The organism is Streptomyces flaveolus (assembly GCF_000716535.1).
GTDB classification, from domain to species: Bacteria; Actinomycetota; Actinomycetes; order Streptomycetales; family Streptomycetaceae; genus Streptomyces; species Streptomyces flaveolus_A.
The window spans coordinates 138,814-155,872 of sequence record NZ_JNWV01000009.1; the positions used below are offsets into that span (position 1 = coordinate 138,814).

General features: G+C 72.1%; 15 protein-coding genes and 1 pseudogene. 5 read left to right on the forward strand and 11 right to left on the reverse strand.

Going from position 1 to position 17,059, the window contains the following annotated elements; translation table 11 throughout:
- Window positions 1-14: 14 nt before the first annotated feature.
- The 3 genes from OO52_RS11515 to OO52_RS11525 are packed head-to-tail and all read left to right on the forward strand — an operon-like array spanning window position 15 to window position 3,458.
- A complete protein-coding gene (locus tag OO52_RS11515) occupies window positions 15-1,616 on the forward strand; it encodes an ABC transporter permease (RefSeq protein WP_030648989.1) in 1,602 nt (533 codons plus the stop codon).
- On the forward strand, window positions 1,617-2,636 hold the full coding sequence (locus OO52_RS11520) for an ABC transporter ATP-binding protein (RefSeq protein WP_030648987.1): 1,020 nt from the start codon (window positions 1,617-1,619) through the stop codon (window positions 2,634-2,636).
- Between the two features lie 24 nt (window positions 2,637-2,660).
- A complete protein-coding gene (locus OO52_RS11525; protein ID WP_030648984.1) occupies window positions 2,661-3,458 on the forward strand; it encodes a maleylpyruvate isomerase family mycothiol-dependent enzyme in 798 nt (265 codons plus the stop codon).
- Between the two features lie 58 nt (window positions 3,459-3,516).
- On the opposite strand, the gene OO52_RS11530 is transcribed toward OO52_RS11525, so the two are convergent.
- The 7 genes from OO52_RS11530 to OO52_RS11560 form a co-directional block, all read right to left on the reverse strand.
- The gene (locus tag OO52_RS11530; RefSeq protein WP_030648981.1) at window positions 3,517-4,215 is read right to left on the reverse strand and encodes an LAETG motif-containing sortase-dependent surface protein; all 699 of its coding nucleotides are present in this window, start codon (window positions 4,213-4,215) and stop codon (window positions 3,517-3,519) included.
- A gap of 176 nt (window positions 4,216-4,391) precedes the next feature.
- Window positions 4,392-5,516, reverse strand: coding sequence for an LOG family protein (locus tag OO52_RS11535; RefSeq protein WP_030648977.1), 1,125 nt, complete (start codon window positions 5,514-5,516; stop codon window positions 4,392-4,394).
- Window positions 5,517-5,551: 35 nt separating this feature from the next.
- A complete protein-coding gene (locus OO52_RS11540; protein WP_030648974.1) occupies window positions 5,552-5,959 on the reverse strand; it encodes a VOC family protein in 408 nt (135 codons plus the stop codon).
- A gap of 96 nt (window positions 5,960-6,055) precedes the next feature.
- Entirely contained in the window at window positions 6,056-7,387 is a 1,332-nt protein-coding gene (locus tag OO52_RS11545) for a hypothetical protein (protein WP_030648971.1), read from the reverse strand.
- Complete coding sequence (locus OO52_RS11550) at window positions 7,369-8,109, reverse strand: ABC transporter ATP-binding protein (protein WP_030648968.1); 741 nt, start codon at window positions 8,107-8,109, stop codon at window positions 7,369-7,371. The genes OO52_RS11545 and OO52_RS11550 overlap by 19 nt, the downstream gene beginning before the upstream one ends.
- A 191-nt stretch (window positions 8,110-8,300) precedes the next feature.
- The gene (locus OO52_RS11555) at window positions 8,301-9,665 is read right to left on the reverse strand and encodes an aspartate aminotransferase family protein (protein WP_030648966.1); all 1,365 of its coding nucleotides are present in this window, start codon (window positions 9,663-9,665) and stop codon (window positions 8,301-8,303) included.
- 19 nt (window positions 9,666-9,684) lie between these two features.
- Window positions 9,685-10,206 carry an Lrp/AsnC family transcriptional regulator gene (locus OO52_RS11560; protein WP_030648963.1) on the reverse strand — a complete coding sequence of 174 codons (522 nt, stop codon included), beginning with the start codon at window positions 10,204-10,206 and terminating at the stop codon, window positions 9,685-9,687.
- Between the two features lie 170 nt (window positions 10,207-10,376).
- Here OO52_RS11560 and OO52_RS11565 point away from each other — a divergent pair, with 170 nt between their 5' ends.
- Both OO52_RS11565 and OO52_RS11570 read left to right on the forward strand, forming a co-directional pair.
- Window positions 10,377-11,816, forward strand: a complete 1,440-nt coding sequence (locus OO52_RS11565) for a gamma-aminobutyraldehyde dehydrogenase (RefSeq protein ID WP_030648960.1) — start codon at window positions 10,377-10,379, stop codon at window positions 11,814-11,816.
- Between the two features lie 40 nt (window positions 11,817-11,856).
- Window positions 11,857-12,796, forward strand: a pseudogene (locus OO52_RS11570) (spermidine/putrescine ABC transporter substrate-binding protein).
- Here the strand turns inward: OO52_RS11570 and OO52_RS11575 are convergent.
- From OO52_RS11575 to OO52_RS11590, 4 genes are read right to left on the reverse strand one after another with little or no spacing between them, the layout of a single operon-like run.
- Window positions 12,789-13,658: a carbohydrate ABC transporter permease gene (locus OO52_RS11575; RefSeq protein WP_030648958.1), complete on the reverse strand. Its 870-nt coding sequence runs from the start codon at window positions 13,656-13,658 to the stop codon at window positions 12,789-12,791. The pseudogene OO52_RS11570 and the gene OO52_RS11575 overlap by 8 nt on opposite strands.
- A 29-nt stretch (window positions 13,659-13,687) precedes the next feature.
- Entirely contained in the window at window positions 13,688-14,647 is a 960-nt protein-coding gene (locus OO52_RS11580) for a carbohydrate ABC transporter permease (protein WP_030648956.1), read from the reverse strand.
- The gene (locus tag OO52_RS11585; protein WP_234339655.1) at window positions 14,641-16,023 is read right to left on the reverse strand and encodes an ABC transporter substrate-binding protein; all 1,383 of its coding nucleotides are present in this window, start codon (window positions 16,021-16,023) and stop codon (window positions 14,641-14,643) included. Before OO52_RS11585 ends, OO52_RS11580 begins: the two co-directional genes overlap by 7 nt.
- A complete protein-coding gene (locus tag OO52_RS11590; protein WP_030648953.1) occupies window positions 16,020-16,952 on the reverse strand; it encodes a GNAT family N-acetyltransferase in 933 nt (310 codons plus the stop codon). Before OO52_RS11590 ends, OO52_RS11585 begins: the two co-directional genes overlap by 4 nt.
- Between the last annotated feature and the right edge of the window lie 107 nt (window positions 16,953-17,059).

Sequence of the window (17,059 nt, forward strand, 5' to 3'; positions counted from 1 at the left end):
CGCGGCTCGGGCTGATGGCCCTGCCCGTCGCGTTCTTCGCGCTGTTCTTCGCCTGGCCCGTGGCCGCGATCGTGGCGCGCGGGCTGAAGACGGACGGCGCCTGGCACCTCGGGCGGATCGCGGACGTCGTCGCCCAGCCGGACATCCGGCACGTGCTGTGGTTCACCACCTGGCAGGCACTCGCCTCCACCGCGCTCACGCTGCTGCTCGCCCTGCCCGCCGGCTACGTCTTCGCCCGCCTCGACTTCCCGGGCAAGCAGCTTCTGCGGGCCGTCGTCACCGTCCCGTTCGTGCTGCCGACCGTCGTCGCGGGCAGCGCCTTCCTGGCGCTGGTCGGCCGGGGCGGGCTGCTCGACGAGCTGTGGGGGGTACGGCTGGACACCACGGTGTGGGCGATCCTGCTGGCCCACGTCTTCTTCAACTTCGCGGTCGTCGTCCGCACGGTCGGCGGGCTGTGGGCGCAGCTCGACCCCCGGCAGGAGGAGGCCGCGCGGATGCTGGGCGCCTCCCCGCTGACGGCCTGGCGAAAGGTCACCCTGCCCGCGCTCGCGCCCGCCGTGGCCGCCGCCGCCCTGATGGTGTTCCTGTTCACCTTCACCTCCTTCGGGGTGGTGCAGATCCTCGGCGGCCCCACCTTCTCCACCCTCGAAGTGGAGATCTACCGGCAGACCTCCGAGGTCTTCGACCTGTCCACGGCCGCCGTGCTCACCCTGGTCCAGTTCGCGGCCGTCGGCGCGGTCCTCGCCGTGCACGCCTGGACGGTACGGCGCCGGGAGACCGCGCTGCGGCTCGTGGACCCGACGGTGACGGCCCGGCGCCCGCACGGCGCCGGGCAGTGGGCCCTGCTCGCCTCGGTCCTCGCCGTCGTCGCGCTGCTGCTGGTCCTGCCGCTCGCCGTCCTCGTCCGCCGCTCCCTGGACGCGCCCGGTCTCGGCTACTACCGGGCGCTGACCCGCGCGGACGGCGGTACGTTCCTGGTGGCGCCCGTGCACGCGGTGTGGACCTCGCTGGAGTACGCGGTCGCGGCCACCGCCATCGCCGTGGTGATCGGTGGTCTCGCCGCCGCCGCGCTGGCCCGGCGGGACGCGGGACGGCTGGTGCGGGGATTCGACGCGCTGTTGATGCTGCCGCTCGGCGTCTCCGCCGTGACCGTCGGCTTCGGCTTCCTGATCGCGCTCGACAAGCCGCCGCTGGACCTGCGCCAGTCCTGGATCCTGGTGCCGCTGGCCCAGGCGCTGGTCGGCGCCCCGTTCGTCGTACGGACCATGCTGCCCGTGCTGCGCGCGGTGGACGTCCGGCTCAGGGAGGCGGCGGTCGTGCTGGGCGCCTCGCCCTGGCGGGTGTGGCGTGAGGTGGACCTGCCGCTGGTGCGGCGGGCGTTGCTGGTCGCGGCCGGGTTCGCGTTCGCCGTGTCGCTCGGCGAGTTCGGGGCCACCGTGTTCATCGCCCGCCCCGACAACCCCACGCTCCCGGTCGCGGTGGCCCGGCTGCTCAGCCGCCCCGGCGACCTGAACTACGGCCAGGCGATGGCCCTTTCGACGATTCTGATGGTGGTGTGCGCCGCCGCGCTGCTGGTCCTGGAGCGGCTGCGGACCGACCGGACGGGGGAGTTCTAGATGCTGCTGAGCCTGGATGCCGCGACCGTGCGCTTCGGCGGGCGGGCCGTGCTCGACGCCGTCGGCCTCGATGTCGCCGAACACGAGGTGGTGTGCGTCCTCGGGCCCAGCGGCAGCGGCAAGTCGACGCTGCTGCGGGCCGTGGCCGGGCTCCAGCCCCTGTCCGGTGGACGGATCCTGCTCGACGGCCGGGACCAGGCGGGCGTACCCGCGCACCAGCGGGGCGTCGGACTGATGTTCCAGGACCACCAGTTGTTCCCGCAGCGGGACGTCGGCGCGAACGTGGCGTTCGGGCTGCGCATGCACGGCGTCGCCAAGGACGAACGGGACGCCGAGGTGGGCCAGTTGCTGGAGCTGGTCGGACTGCCCGGTGCCGCCCGGCGGGCGGTGGCCTCGCTGTCCGGCGGCGAGCAGCAGCGTGTGGCCCTCGCCCGGGCGCTCGCGCCCCGGCCCCGGCTGCTGATGCTGGACGAGCCGCTGGGCCAGCTCGACCGCTCGCTGCGGGAGCGGCTGGTGGTCGAACTGCGGGAGCTGTTCGGCCGGTTGGGGACGACCGTGCTCGCCGTGACCCACGACCAGGGTGAGGCGTTCGCGCTGGCCGACCGGGTGGTGGTGATGCGGGACGGGCGCATCGCGCAGTCCGGGACGCCGCTCGAGGTGTGGCAGCGGCCCGCCGACGCCTTCGTGGCCCGCTTCCTCGGCTTCGAGAACGTGGTCCAGGCGACCGTCGCCGGTACGGCGGCCGACAGCCCGTGGGGCAAGTTGCCGGTGCCGGACGGCTCCCCGCGGGGTCACCGCACGGTCCTCGTCCGTCCGGCCGGCGTCCGGCTGGTGCCGGCCGACCAGGGCCTGGCGTGCACGGTGACCGCGCGCACCTTCAAGGGCACCCATGTGGCCGTCCACCTCCAGCCGGCGGACGGCCCCCGACTGGAGGCGGCCTGCCCGCTCCGGGACGCACCGGAGCCCGGCGCCCCGGTCGGCGTGGAGTTCGACGTGGCCGAAACCGTCGTGCTCGACTGATCATCGCGCCCTTAGGGTGAGGTCATGCCTTTGCTCACGCATGACCGTTACTGTGACGAAATCGCCCAGCAGGTTGAGCAGTTGAGGGCCGTGGTGACCTCGGGCGCCGATCTGTCCGCGACCGTGCCGACGTGCCCCGACTGGTCGCTGGAAGACCTCGTACGCCACATGGGGGGCGCCCTGCGCTGGGTGGACGCGCTGGTGCGCACCCGGGCGCAGGAGAACATCCCGCCGGACCAGGTGCCGCTGGGTGCCGGTCCGCAGGAACGCGGGGACGCGGCGGCCCTGGACAAGTGGCTCGCCGACACCGGGGAGCTGGTCGTCGGCGCGCTGCGCGAGGCCGGCCCCGACACCGGGGTGTGGGCGTGGACCGGGATGCTGAACAGCGGCTTCTGGGCCCGCCGCATGGCCTGCGAGATCACCGTGCACCGGGCCGACGCCGCGCTCGCCGCCGGGCTGCCGTACGAGGTGGCGCCGGACATCGCGGCGGACGCGCTGGACGAGTGGCTCCAGCTCGTGGAGTGGGTGCAGCGCAACACGCCCCACAAGGCGGCGCGGGACCTGCGCGGCCCGGAGCGCTCCATCCATCTGCACGCCACCGACGCCGCCCCGGACCTGAACGCCGAGTGGATCGTCGAGCTGGGCGAGGAGGGGATGCGCTGGCGGCGCGGGCACGAGAAGGCCACGGTCGCGCTGCGCGGTCCGCTCACCCCGGTACTGCTCGCGTTCTACCGCCGGTTGCCGCTGGACACGCCCGGCCTGGAGGTGCTCGGCGACCGCGAGGTGCTGGAGTTCTGGCTGGAGCGGACCACGTTCGGCTGACGCGCACCGGCCCGCCCCCTGGGCACAGGGGACGGGCCGGAGCGGTACGGCGGTGGGGTCAGCCGTTGCGGCTCGCCCCACGGCGGCGCATGCCGAACCAGACGGCGCCACCGCCGAGGACGACCAGGAGCGCCGCGACGCCGGCGATCAGGCCGGTGTTGGAGTTCGCACCGGTCTCGGCGAGGTTGGACTCACCGGCCGCCGGGGACGGCGCGTTCTCGGAGGTGCCGGCCGGGGCGGAGCCGGCCCCGGAGGCCGACGGGGTCGGGGTCGCCGGCTGGGCCGGGGCGGACTTGCTCGGCGACGACGATGGCGACGGCGACGGGGTGGCGCTGTCCGTCGGCTTCGGGGTCTCGCTCTCGGTCTTGCAGGCGGTGGACGGGGTCACCAGGTCCGGCTGGATGTCCTCGTCGACGATGTTGCCCGCCTTGACGTGGATCCGGTAGGTGGCGCTCGGCTTCCAGTCCTCGGAGAAGGTGATCCGGGCACCCTCCTTGGACCCCTTGACCGGCTGCTCGCCGATCTTGGTCTCGACGCCGCCGACGCCCTTGAGGAAGACGCTGACGGTGGCGTCCTTGGCGGACGCGTCCGTGTCGGTGACGACGATGACGCCCTTGTCGCCGTCGCACTTGGCTTCGGCGGAGAAGTCCTTGATGTTGCACGCGAGAGCGGAGCCGGCCAGGCCCAGCACCAGCGCCGCCGACCCGGAGGCGACACCCAGAACGCGCACGGAACGACGTACGCTACGGAGAGTCATGGACAACGTTTGTCCTTTACAGAGTGCAATTGCGGGGGGTGGAGGGGGAGTTGGGGCGAAGAACGAGATGCGGACAGCCGAGGCCCCAGCAACCCCGGGAGGCTCACAGATTTATAAGCGCTCCATAAGTAGTGTCAACGTATCAGCCGTCAGCGGCCGTTGACTTTGCCCGCTTATTAACCGCCCAGACGTTTGAGCGCGTCCGGAGCCTGCTCGATCCGGTCAACGAGGGCGATACGGGACTCCATCGCCCGCCCCCGCGCCAGCGACCGGAGCAACGGCCAGGCCGGCAGCTCCCGCGTCCAGTGCCCGCTGTCCACGAGCACCATCGGGGTCGGCTCGCCGCGTGACTCGTAGTAGTTGGGCGTCGCGTTGTCGAAGACCTCCTGCACGGTCCCGGCGGCGCCCGGCAGGAAGACCACCCCGGCGGTGGAGCGGGCCAGCAGGCCGTCCTCGCGGGTGGCGTTGGCGAAGTACTTGGCGATGTGCGCGGCGAAGGCGTTCGGCGGCTCGTGGCCGTAGAACCAGGTGGGGATGCCCACCGAGTCCCCGCCGCCCGGCCAGCGCTCGCGCACCTCGAACGCGACGCGCGCCCACTCGCTGACCGACGGCCGGAACGAGGGTGCCTTGGCGAGCAGCCGGAGCGCGTCGTCCAGCATGTCGTCGGCGAACGGAGCGGCGTAGGCGCCGAGGTTGGCGGCTTCCATCGCGCCCGGTCCGCCGCCGGTGGCCACCGTGAAGCCGGCGCGGGCGAGTTCGCGGCCGAGCCGGGCGGCACCGGCGTACGCGTCGGTGCCACGGGCCATCGCGTGGCCGCCCATGACGCCCACCACCCGGGCGCCCTCGAGGAGTTCGTCCAGGGCGTCGGAGACGGCGTCGTCGTGGATCGCGCGGAGCATGGAGGCGAAGACGTCGCCGTCGCCCTGCGTGCGCTGGAACCAGGCGTAGGCGCGCGCGTCCGGCGTCGCCTCGTACCCCGCGTCCAGCGACTCGAACAGTTCGTCGGGCGTGTAGACGAAGGCGCGGTACGGGTCGAACGGGAGCCCCGGTACGGGCGGGAACACCAGGGCCCCGGCCGCCCGGACCCGGGCGGCGGCATCGGGGTCCATCGGGCAGCCGAGGAAGACGGCGCCCGTGGTGTCGAGGCGGAGCAGGACGTCCGTACGGCTGGTCAGATCGACGGCCTGGACCCGGAACCGGGCGAGCGAGCCGTGTTCGGCGACCACCTCGTCGAACTCGGCGAGGGACTCTATCTCGCGGTCGCGGGCGGCGCGGTGCGGCTGGGCGGGTGTCGGTTGCACCCGCCCATGCTGGCACGGATGTTCGGGCTGCGGGGTCAGCTCTGGATGGCCGCCGGGTCCATCCACACGACCTCCCAGGTGTGGCCGTCGAGGTCGTCGAAGGCGCGGCCGTACATGAAGCCCTGGTCCTGGGGCTCGCCGCTCGCCGAACCACCGGCCGCGATGGCCTTGTCGACCAGCTCGTCCACCTTCTCGCGGCTCTCGGCGCTCAGACAGATCAGCACCTCGCTGGTCGTCGTCGCGTCGGCGATCTCCTTCTTGGTGAAGGTCGCGTAGAACGGCTTGGTCAGCAGCATCGCGACGATGGTGTCGCTGATCACCACGGAGGCCGCGTTGTCGTCGCTGAACTGCGGGTTGATCGAGTAGCCGAGTTCCGTGAAGAACTTCTTCGAGGCGTCCAGGTCGTTCACGGGCAGGTTCACGAAGATCATCTGCTGGTACATGCGGGCCTCTCCCTTCCGGGGCGTGCGCGGTGCGTCGTGTTCGGTGGGTAGACCGGCGGCCCGCGCCGGACTCATCGGCGAGCGCCGAAGTCTTTTTCAGGTCAGCGGCAGTGCCGACAGGGCGGCGATCCCGAGGGTGAGCGGGCCGAACAGAGCCAGCAGGGCGGCCGCGCGGAGGGCGGCGGCGCCGCGCAGCATCGCGGCCGGCGCGCCGAGGCGGAGCAGCGCGGCGATGGTGTCGGCGCGGCACTGGCGGGCCTCCACGGCCGCGGTGAGGAGGGTGGCGAGCGTGGAGCCCGCGACGACGAGCGCGCCGAGTGCGGACAGCGGGCCGAAGGCGGGGGCCGGGCCGGCGCCGTCGTACAGGGCGGTCATGGCGTAGCCGGCGGAGGCCACCGCGCAGACCACGCCCAGCGGACGGCCGATCCGGGCGGCCTCCGCCATCAGGACGCGGCCTGCGAGCAGCCTCAGCGCCCCCGGGCGGGTGGACTGGAGGAGCCGTCCGCACAGGTGGGTGAGGCCGGGCGAGGCCAGGACGAGACCGGTGGCGGTGAGGAGCCAGCCGAGGAGGACGGCGAGGGAGGGGGCGGGCGTGGAGCGGCCGGCGTAGGCCTGTACGGCCAGGCCGGCGGTGACGAGGGCCACGCCCCAGGGGAGGCCGGCGGGGGGCTGGATGTCGGTGTCCGGTGCCGCTGCCGGTGTGGGGGGCTCGGGATCGGGCGCGGTACCCCGCGCCGCGTCCTCTCCGCCCGCGGGACGCGGGTCCGCTGCCGCCCGTGCCCGCGGGGCCTGTGCCTGCGGGGCCGCTGTCGCGCGTCCCCTGAACCGGCCCGCCGCTCCGAACGTCTCCTTCTTCGGCGACCCCCCGTACGCCCCGAAGCGGCCGAAGCCCCGGCCGGTCCGGGGTGGGGGGACCGGGTCCCTCGGGCGCAACGCCAGGGCCACCGCCGTCGTCGCCGTGGCCGGGAGCAGGGCGAGGAGGGTCAGGGTCGCCGGGAGGGGGAGGGCGTGGTCCGCCGCCAGGACGTCCGCCGCCGCGCCGTCGAACGGCATGCCCGTCAGGTCGCCGCGCAGGTGGAGGAAGACCAGAAGGGCCAGCAGCGAGCCCAGGGTGCAGGACAGGGCCGTCGTCAGGGCGGAGACGGCCATGAGGCGGGCCGGGCCCAGGCCCACGGCGGACAGGCCGGGGCGCGGCCGGGTGCCGGGGTCGGTGCGGGCGACGGCGAGCGCGAGGTAGACCGTGGCGGCGAGCGGCACCGCGCACCAGGCCAGGCGCAGCGCGGCGGCGCCCGCGGCCTCGGGGCGGTTCAGGGCGTGGCCGAGGCAGGACAGCAGCAGGAATCCGGTGCCCGCCGAGGCCGCGGCCACCAGCAGACGGCGTAGCTGGACGGCGGGCCGGGCGGCACGGGTCAGACGGAGAGCGAGCACGCGGCCCGGCCTTCCGTGTCGGGGCTGTCCGGCAGGTGCACGGTGTGCACGCGCCGCCCGTCCAGCAGGGCCACCGTACGGTCGGCGAGGGCGGCGGTCTCGGCGTCGTGCGTGGCGAGGACGACCGTGATGCCGTGCGAGCGGGCCGCCGCGGTGAGCGTGCGCAGGACGTGGGCGCGGTCGGCGCGGTGCAGCGGGGCCGTGGGCTCGTCGGCGAAGAGGACGGTGGGCCCGGCGGCGAGCGCGCGGGCGATGGCGACGCGCTGGCGTTCGGCGTGCTGGAGGTCGCGGGGGCGGCTGCGGGCCTTCTCGCCGACGTCCAGCCGCTCCAGCCACTCCAGCGCGGACACCTTGGCCCGGCGCCGCCCGGCGCCGCGCAGCATCAGCGGGAGCGCGGCGTTCTCCCAGACGTTCAGCTCGGGGACCAGGAACGGCTCGGGGTCGATCCAGCCGAAGCGGTCCCGGCGCAGCCGCTCGCGGGCCATCGGGCCGAGCGTGTGCACGGGGGAGCTGTTGAACCAGACCTCACCGCACCGCACCGGCTCCAGGCCGGACAGGCAGCGCAGCAGGGTTGTCTTGCCGCTGCCTCGCGGCCCGCTGACGGCGAGGATCTCGCCCTGCCGTACGCCGAGCGAGATCCCGGCGAGTCCGGGGGAGCCGTCGCGGTGGCTGAAGTGCAGGGAGCGTGCCCAGAGCACGTCGTTGTCCGGCGGAGCCTCCATGGGCGTACACCTCGGTTCAGATCCGTTTTCCCGTGCCTGTTCCCTCGTCCGGGGGAACGAAGGCAGGGCCGATCGGTCACTGGCACGCTAGGCAGGTCCCGGACGGGAGCCCGGACAGCACACGGCCCCGGGCCGCCGTTCTCACTCGAACGGAGGGCACCGGGGCCGGGTTCGGTCATCCCGTCGGATGATCAGAGCTTGGTCCACGCCTCCGTGAGGGTGGCCCGCAGGATCTGCTCGATCTCGTCGAAGGTCCCCTGGTCGGAGATCAGCGGCGGGGCGAGCTGGACGACCGGGTCGCCACGGTCGTCGGCACGGCAGTACAGGCCGTTGTCGAACAGCGCCTTGGAGAGGAAGCCGTACAGGACGCGCTCGGTCTCCTCGTCGTTGAAGGACTCCTTGGTGGCCTTGTCCTTCACCAGCTCGATGCCGTAGAAGAAGCCGTTGCCGCGGACGTCGCCGACGATCGGCAGGTCGTGCAGCTTCTGCAAGGTCTGCAGGAAGGCGCCCTCGTTGTCCAGCACGTGCTGGGTGAGGTTCTCGCGCTCGAACAGGTCGAGGTTGGCGAGGCCGACCGCGGCCGACACGGGGTGGCCGCCGAAGGTGTAGCCGTGCAGGAAGGTGTTGTCGCCCTTGTAGAACGGCTCGGCGATCCGGTCGGAGACGATGCACGCGCCGATCGGGGAGTAGCCCGAGGTCATGCCCTTGGCGCAGGTGATCATGTCCGGGACGTAGCCGAACTTGTCGCACGCGAACATCGTGCCGAGGCGGCCGAAGGCGCAGATGACCTCGTCCGACACGAGCAGCACGTCGTACTGGTCGCAGATCTCGCGCACGCGCTGGAAGTAGCCGGGGGGCGGCGGGAAGCAGCCGCCGGCGTTCTGCACCGGCTCCAGGAAGACCGCGGCGACGGTGTCCGGGCCCTCGAAGAGGATCTGCTGCTCGATCTGGTCGGCGGCCCAGCGGCCGAAGGCCTCCGGGTCGTCGCCGTGGATGGGCGCGCGGTAGATGTTGGTGTTCGGGACCTTGTGCGCACCCGGCACCAGCGGCTCGAAGGGGGCCTTCAGAGCCGGCAGGCCGGTGATCGACAGGGCGCCCTGCGGGGTGCCGTGGTAGGCGACCGCGCGGGAGATGACCTTGTACTTGGTCGGCTTGCCCTGGAGCTTGAAGTACTGCTTGGCGAGCTTCCAGGCGGTCTCGACGGCCTCGCCGCCGCCGGTGGTGAAGAAGACCTTGTTCAGGTCGCCCGGGGCGTAGTCGGCGAGGCGCTCGGCCAGCTCGACGGCCTTGGGGTGGGCGTACGACCACACCGGGAAGAAGGCCAGCTCCTGGGCCTGCTTGAAGGCGGTCTCGGCGAGTTCCGTGCGGCCGTGACCGGCCTGGACCACGAACAGACCCGCGAGACCGTCGAGGTAGCGCTTGCCCTTGTCGTCGTAGATGTAGGTGCCCTCACCCCGGACGATGGTCGGTACGGGGGAGTTCTCGTACGAGGACATGCGGGTGAAGTGCATCCACAGGTGGTCGTACGCGGTGCGGCTGAGGTCCTTGCTGCTCACGGTTATCGGGTCCTCACGGTTATCGGGTTCCCCACATGTAGGTCTGCTTCTTGAGCTTCAGGTAGACGAAGCTCTCGGTGGAGCGCACTCCGGGCAGGGACCGGATGCGTTTGTTGATGACGTCCAGCAGGTGGTCGTCGTCCTCGCAGACGATCTCCGCGAGGATGTCGAACGAGCCCGCGGTCATCACCACGTACTCGACTTCCGACATGTCAGTCAGCGCGTCCGCGATCTTCTCGACATCGCCCTCGGCGTTGATCCCGACCATCGCCTGCCGGCGGAAGCCCACGGTGAGCGGATCCGTGACGGCGACGATCTGCATCACGCCCTGGTCAAGCAGCTTCTGCACGCGCTGCCGCACGGCCGCCTCGGACAGGCCGACGGCCTTGCCGATCGCGGCGTACGGCCGGCGGCCGTCCTCCTGGAGCTGCTGAATGATGGCGAGGGAGACGGCGTCCAGCTGGGGACTGCCGCCGTTCCTGGACTCGCGGGACGAGTCCCTCTGGTCTGCGCTTCGACTGGCCACGGGCTCACTGTGCACGACGTCTCGACAGTTTCGCAAGGCCCGATCGATGAAATTCGTTGTTTACGAGACCGGACCTTGCGGATTTCGCAGAAGTGGTCGCGGTGGGGGTGTTGAAAACGTCGGTGCGCCGACTAGGGTGGGTGTCTCAGAGATCGGACAGCTTGAACCAGATCAGGAGGCCGGCAGTGAGCACCGAGCTGCGTCGTCTGCGCAACTACATCGACGGTGAGTTCCGGGACGCCGCCGACGGACGGACCACCGAGGTGGTCAACCCCGCGACGGGCGAGGCGTACGCCACCGCGCCGCTGTCCGGGCAGGCGGACGTGGACGCCGCCATGGAGGCCGCCGCCCGCGCCTTCCCGGGCTGGCGCGACACCACGCCGGCCGAGCGGCAGAAGGCCCTCCTGAAGATCGCCGACGCCTTCGAGGAGCGCGCCGAGGAGCTGATCGCGGCCGAGGTGGAGAACACCGGCAAGCCGGTCGGGCTCACCCGCTCCGAGGAGATCCCGCCGATGGTCGACCAGATCCGCTTCTTCGCGGGCGCGGCCCGGATGCTGGAGGGCCGCTCGGCCGGCGAGTACATGGACGGGATGACCTCGATCATCCGCCGTGAGCCGGTCGGCGTCTGCGCGCAGGTCGCGCCGTGGAACTACCCGATGATGATGGCCGTGTGGAAGTTCGCCCCGGCCATCGCCGCCGGCAACACGGTCGTCCTCAAGCCGTCGGACACCACCCCGGCCTCCACCGTCCTGATCGCCGACATCATCGGCTCGATCCTGCCCAAGGGCGTCTTCAACGTCATCTGCGGCGACCGCGACACCGGCCGCATGATGGTCGAGCACGACGTCCCGGCCATGGCCTCCATCACCGGCTCCGTGCGCGCCGGCATGTCCGTCGCCGAGTCCGCCTCCAAGGACCTCAAGCGGGTCCACCTTGAGCTGGGCGGCAAGGCCCCGGTCGTCGTCTTCGAGGACACCGACATCGCCAAGGCCGTCGAGGACATCTCCGTCGCCGGCTTCTTCAACGCCGGCCAGGACTGTACGGCCGCCACCCGCGTCCTCGTCCAGGAGTCGATCCACGACGAGTTCGTGGCCGCGCTCGCCAAGGCCGCGTCCGAGACCAAGACCGGCCAGCCGGACGACGAGGACGTGCTCTTCGGCCCGCTGAACAACCCCAACCAGCTCAAGCAGGTCTCCGGCTTCATCGAGCGCCTCCCCGCCCACGCCAAGGTCGAGGCGGGCGGCCAGCAGGTCGGCGACAAGGGCTACTTCTACGCCCCGACCGTCGTCTCCGGCCTGAAGCAGGACGACGAGATCATCCAGAACGAGGTCTTCGGCCCCGTCATCACCGTCCAGTCCTTCACCGACGAGGACCAGGCCGTCGAGTGGGCCAACGGCGTCGAGTACGCCCTCGCGTCCTCGGTGTGGACCAAGGACCACGCCCGCGCGATGCGCATGTCCAAGAAGCTCGACTTCGGCTGCGTGTGGATCAACACCCACATCCCGCTGGTCGCCGAGATGCCGCACGGCGGCTTCAAGAAGTCCGGCTACGGCAAGGACCTGTCGGCGTACGGCTTCGAGGACTACACGCGCATCAAGCACGTGATGACGTCCCTCGACGGCTGACGGCCCCTGGGCCGATTGGTCGTCCACACGACGGGACGGCATGCTTGCGGGGGGTCCCGGAACTCCCCCCCGCGAGCCCCTGCCGTCCCGCCGCTGCCTCCTCGCCGCCCTCGGGAGCACCGCCGCGCCCGGTGCCCTGGGCGGCTGCGCAGTGCCCGCCGCGTACGTGGCGCCCGGTGACCGGGCCGTGGCCGACGACTCCGCGCGGTTCTTCGGCAAGATCAGCCCCGCGCTGATGAGCCACCGGTCCACCGGCCGCGATCTGATCGTCGTCAGCGACTGGATGTGCGCCCGGTACGTCCGGCTCGGCTGGGTCCAGGAGATCGACCGCGCCCACCAGCCGAACGTGGCCGGGCACCTCGACCCGCTGCTCCGCTCGCCCGCCTCCGACAAGGGCCGCCGGTTCACCGTGCCGTGGCAGTCCGGCATCACCGGCATCGCCTACAACCGCCGCGGACTCGGCCGCGAGATACGCCGTGTCTCCGACCTGTGAGCCGAGGACCTCAAGGGCCGCGTGACCCTGCTGTCCGGCCTGACGAGTCGTTCGCGCTGCTCATGCAGGGCAACGGCGTCGACATCACCCGGTGGACCGCGGACGACCTCCACCAGGTCTGCGACAGGTCGAGCGCGGGGTCCGCCGGGGCCGGATACGCCGGTTCACCGGCAACGACTACACCAAGGACCTGGTCAGCGGGGACGTGTCCCCGAGGGGGGCGCCGAGCTGTGGTCGGACTCGCTGATGATCCCCGACCGGGACGTCTGCCCGGTCCCGGCGGCCCGCGAGGTCCTGGCCGCCCCCGAGGACAAGGACACGGCCGCCCTCGCCGACAACCCCTCTGATCTTCCCGGACTGCGGCATGCGCCGCCGTCTCGCCGTCGCCCGTGACATCACCTCCACGGAACGCCCGCAGTTCGCGCGGCGGTGGGACGGGATCTTGGGGCTCTGGCGCGAGGCCGTCCGCGGTGCCGGGTTCACTTGAGGCCGCTGAGCATGACGCCCCTGATGTAGTACTTCTGCAGCAGCAGGAAGAGGACCAGGACCGGCAGGATGCTCAGGACGAGACCGGCCATGACGATGGGCATCGTGCGGGTGGGGTCGACGTGGTCCTGGAGGAGCTGGATGCCGACGGGCAGGGTCATCACGTCCGGGTTGGCGGTCGAGACGAGCAGCGCCCAGATGTACTCGTTCCAGGCGTCGACGAAGGTCAGCAGCCCGAGCGTGACCAGGACCGGCTTGGTCTGCGGCACCACGATCCGCCACCACACGGCGAACTCGCCGGCGCCGTCGATGCGCGCCGCCTCCAGCACCTCGTCCGGGATCGCGACCATGAACTGGCGGGTCAGGAAGATCCCGAAGCCGTTGACGAGGAACGGCACGGCGAGCGCCGCGATGCTGACGGTCAGGCCCGCGCCGCCGCGCCCGAACAGGTCGTTGCCGCCCGCCAGCGGCCAGTGCACCAGGATCAGGAAGTGCGGGATGAAGAAGAGGAACGGCGGGAACATCATCGTGGACAGCACCAGGCGGAAGACGAAGTCCCGGCCGGGGAAGCGCAGTTTGGCCAGCGCGTACCCCGCGAGGGACGACGTGAGCAGCACCGATCCGGTGATCAGCGCGGTGGCGACGACGCTGTTGCGGAAGAGCACCGGCAGGTCCAACTGTCCGATCGCGGCCCGGTAGTTGGAGAGGTCGAACGCCTGGGGCAGGAAGCGGTACGGCAGTGTGCCGGACTCACCGGGGCCCTTGAAGGACGTCATCACCATGTCCAGGAACGGCACCACCGTGAGCACGGCGCCGGTCACGACCACGAGGTACGACAGCCACGGGAAACGGCGACGGCTCACGCGTCCTGACTCCTTCACCCTCCCTCCGCTCACGCGTCCTCCCCTGTGCGCCGGAACCACCACAACTGCGCCAGCGTGACCGCGAGGACCACCACGAACAGCACGAAGGCGGCGGCGCTCGCGGTGCCCCAGTCGCCGTAGCTGAAGGCCAGCCGGTACATCTCCAGCGCGGCCACGTTGGTCGCGTCACCCGGCCCGCCCTTGGTCATCACGATGATCAGCGCGAACGACTGCAGGCCGGTGAGGAACTGGGTGACGCACACGAACAGCAGGGACGGCCGCAGCAGCGGCAGGGTGATCCTCCAGAAGACGGTGACGGGTCCGGCGCCGTCGAGCGCGGCGGCCTCGTAGTACGACTCGGGGATGGACTTCAGCCCGGCGGTCAGGACCAGGATCGCCGAGCCGAGCGAGGCCCAGGCCTGGACGACCACCACCGAGGGCAGCGCGGTGTCCGGGTCCGCGAGGAACGCCACCGAGTCGAGTCCGACGGCGTTGAGGACGCCGTTGACCAGACCGCCCGGCTCGTACATGTACTTCCACACGTTGCCGACGGCGACGACGGTGGTGACGATCGGCAGGAAGTACAAGGTCCGCCACAGCCCCTGGAACCGCAGCTTGTCGATGCAGGTGGCGACGAGCACCGAGCCGGCGAGGGCGAGGGCGACGGTGCCCAGGGCGAACAGCAGCGTATTGGTGAGGATCGGCGTCAGGAACGTCGATCCGTCCGCGAACAGGCCGGTGAAGTTGTCCAGGCCGACCGGCTCGATGTCGCTCAGGGCGAACCCGGACCAGCGGGACATGGACAGCAGCAGTGCGAAGCCGAGGGGCAGGACCAGGAAGACCGCGAAGAACAGCAGCACCGGCGCCAGGAAGAGGTAGGCGACGACGGTCTGGCGGCGCCGGTGGCGGGTACGGCCGTCGACGGCGGGCCCGGCGGTCCGCGCACCGGGGGCCCGTTCGGCCGTCTCCGGCACCAGGGCGTTCACCATGAGCGCGCCACCTCCTGATCGACCTGACGGCGGGTGACGCGCAGCGCCTCCTCGACCGACCGCTGGCCGGTCCACAGCGCCTCGATGTTCTTGCGCAGCAGCGACTTGGCCTGCTGCGCGCCCGGCACGTTCGGCTCCGGTACCGCGTAGGCCAGCGCGTCCAGGAACGGCCGCAGGTTGGGATCGCCAGCCCCGTTCCCGCCGCCCGCGCCCAGGAGCGTCCGCATGTCGTCGGCGCGTCCGGTAAGGGAACCGACCGACACCTGGAGGGCGCTCATCCGGGTCGCCACCGCCCCCCTCGTGCCGCCCGTCTTCTCGGCGTTGAGCCAGCGCAGGAACTCCCAGGCCTCGCGCGGGTGCGCACTGGCCGTGTTGACCCCGAGCATGAAACCGGTGCAGAGCGTGGCGCGTTCGCCGCCCGCCTCCGGCAGGGGCACCGGCGCGACACCGACGTCGCGGTAGTCCTTGCCCATCAGGGTCCTCAGGCTCCCCGTCCACCAGCCGGCGCTGATCACCATGGCCACCTGCCCGGACGGGAACGCGCGGTAGACGTTGACGCCGGGGGAGCTCGCCCCCTTGGCGACGAGGCGGTGCTCCAGGCCGAACACGGCCCGCCCGGCCGGTGAGTCGATGGCGGTGCTCCGGCCGTCCGCCGAGACGAACGTTCCGCCGGCGGAGTTGAGCAGCGCGAGCGTCTGGCCGACGGTGGTCGAGTCGTCGTAGGTCGACAGGCCGAAGCCCTGGACGAGCGTGTTGCCGTACCGGTCCCGCCTGGTGGTGCGGTAGGCCGCCTCCTCCAGCTCCCGCCAGGTGCGCGGCGGGCCGCCGAGGCCCGCCTCGCGCAGCAGCCGCTTGTTGTAGTACAGGGCGTACGTCTGGACCTCGGTGGGATAGCCGTACACCCTGCCGCCCACCGACGCGGCGCCGACCGCGGCGGCGCTGTAGCCGCGCCTGATCTCCTCGGCGTGCTCGGCCGGGGCGGGCCGCAGGACGCCGGCCCGGACGAGCTGGCCGTTCCACAGGCAGTACGGGTGGAGGATGTCGGCGCCCTGACCGGCGGCCTGCCGGACCATGAACGTGGTCAGCAGGTCCGTGAACTCGACGGCCTTCGTCCGCACCTTGACCCGGTCGTGCGTGGCGTTCCACTCGTCCACCGGGCCCCGCAGCGCCTCCTTGAGCTCCCCGCTCGCGTAGTGGGAGAGCAGGGTCAGGACGATCGGGTCCCCGGGCCGCCCGGTGCCCCGGTGCGGTGCCGCGCAGCCGGAGGCGAGCAGCGCCGTGGGCAGCGCGAGTGCGAAGTGACGGCGGCTCGGGCCGGCCGTCCGCCGTGGCGACCGACGGGCGGGCAGGCCGTCGGAGGGGCTGCCCGGCGTCATCGGGCGGCCTCCCGGCGCAGGACGCGGAACACCCGGGTCGTGGTGAAGCCGGCCGCGCGGTACAGCCGCCCCGCCGGGGACCGTTCGCCGGTCCACAGGAACCACGCGCAGTGCGCGCCGCGCGCCCGCATCCGCTCCAGGACCAGGTGGAGCATGACCGTGCCGAGCCCGGTGCCGCGCATCTCCTCCAGCACGCCGAACGGGCCGAACCGCTCGTCGGCCGACGCGTACGCCCCGTGCATCGCCCAGCCGGCCAGGCGGCCCGACGGGTCCCGGGCGACGACGATCCGGTCGAGCGGCGTGCCGGCGGCCACGCACTCCCGGATCGCCCGCGCCCAGTCCGGGTTGAAGTGGCTCCCGGCGAGCGCCACCAGGTCCACCAGGTCGTCGTCGGACGGGGTGGCGAACAGGTAGCCGCAGGCCGCCAGTTCGTCCCGGCGGCGCGCGGCCACGTCGGGGAAGCGATAGCCGACCAGGCCGCGGTCCATCGCCGCCGCCTCGTACAGGGTCCGGAAGCCCAGCGAGTCGAGGAGCTTCGCCGCTTCCGGGTACGTCTCGGCGTCCAGCCCGGGGAGGAGGTAGTTCGGGGTGTACGAGGAGAAGTCCACGCGGGTGCGGCCGTGGCCGTGCAGCCAGTCGAGGGCGTCGGTCAGCAGCCGGCGGCCGAGGCCGTGCCCACGGGCGGCCGGGTCGACGAAGAAGAACGGGATCCAGCCCTGCTCCGGCTCCAGGTCCGTGCCGCTCATCGGCGTCAGACGGCGCACCGCGTAGGCCGCGCCGAGGACTCGGTCGCCGTCGACGGCGACCCGGAGCCCCTCCGGGTCGAAGTTGGCGTCGAGCAGCACCAGGGAGCGGAAGCGGTCCGGGGTGATGGGGTCGGCCGGCGCGCTCCGCCGCCACGCCTCCACCAGCCGAGGTCCGTCACCCACACGAAAGCCACGCGTTCCGGCCCGGGATGTCGTCGTGCGGTCGGTCATCGACGGGGTGTCCTTCCGTGGGTCACGGCCCCGGTCCCGGAGCCGGGGTGTACGACGGC

Coding starts and splice junctions, on each gene's coding strand:
- OO52_RS11515 (WP_030648989.1), top strand. CDS start 15: ATGGCCCTGCCCGTCGCGTTCTTCGCGCTGTTCTTCGCCTGGCCCGTG.
- OO52_RS11520 (WP_030648987.1), top strand. CDS start 1,617: ATGCTGCTGAGCCTGGATGCCGCGACCGTGCGCTTCGGCGGGCGGGCC.
- OO52_RS11525 (WP_030648984.1), top strand. CDS start 2,661: ATGCCTTTGCTCACGCATGACCGTTACTGTGACGAAATCGCCCAGCAG.
- OO52_RS11530 (WP_030648981.1), bottom strand. CDS start 4,215: ATGACTCTCCGTAGCGTACGTCGTTCCGTGCGCGTTCTGGGTGTCGCC.
- OO52_RS11540 (WP_030648974.1), bottom strand. CDS start 5,959: ATGTACCAGCAGATGATCTTCGTGAACCTGCCCGTGAACGACCTGGAC.
- OO52_RS11550 (WP_030648968.1), bottom strand. CDS start 8,109: ATGGAGGCTCCGCCGGACAACGACGTGCTCTGGGCACGCTCCCTGCAC.
- OO52_RS11580 (WP_030648956.1), bottom strand. CDS start 14,647: ATGGTGAACGCCCTGGTGCCGGAGACGGCCGAACGGGCCCCCGGTGCG.
- OO52_RS11585 (WP_234339655.1), bottom strand. CDS start 16,023: ATGACGCCGGGCAGCCCCTCCGACGGCCTGCCCGCCCGTCGGTCGCCA.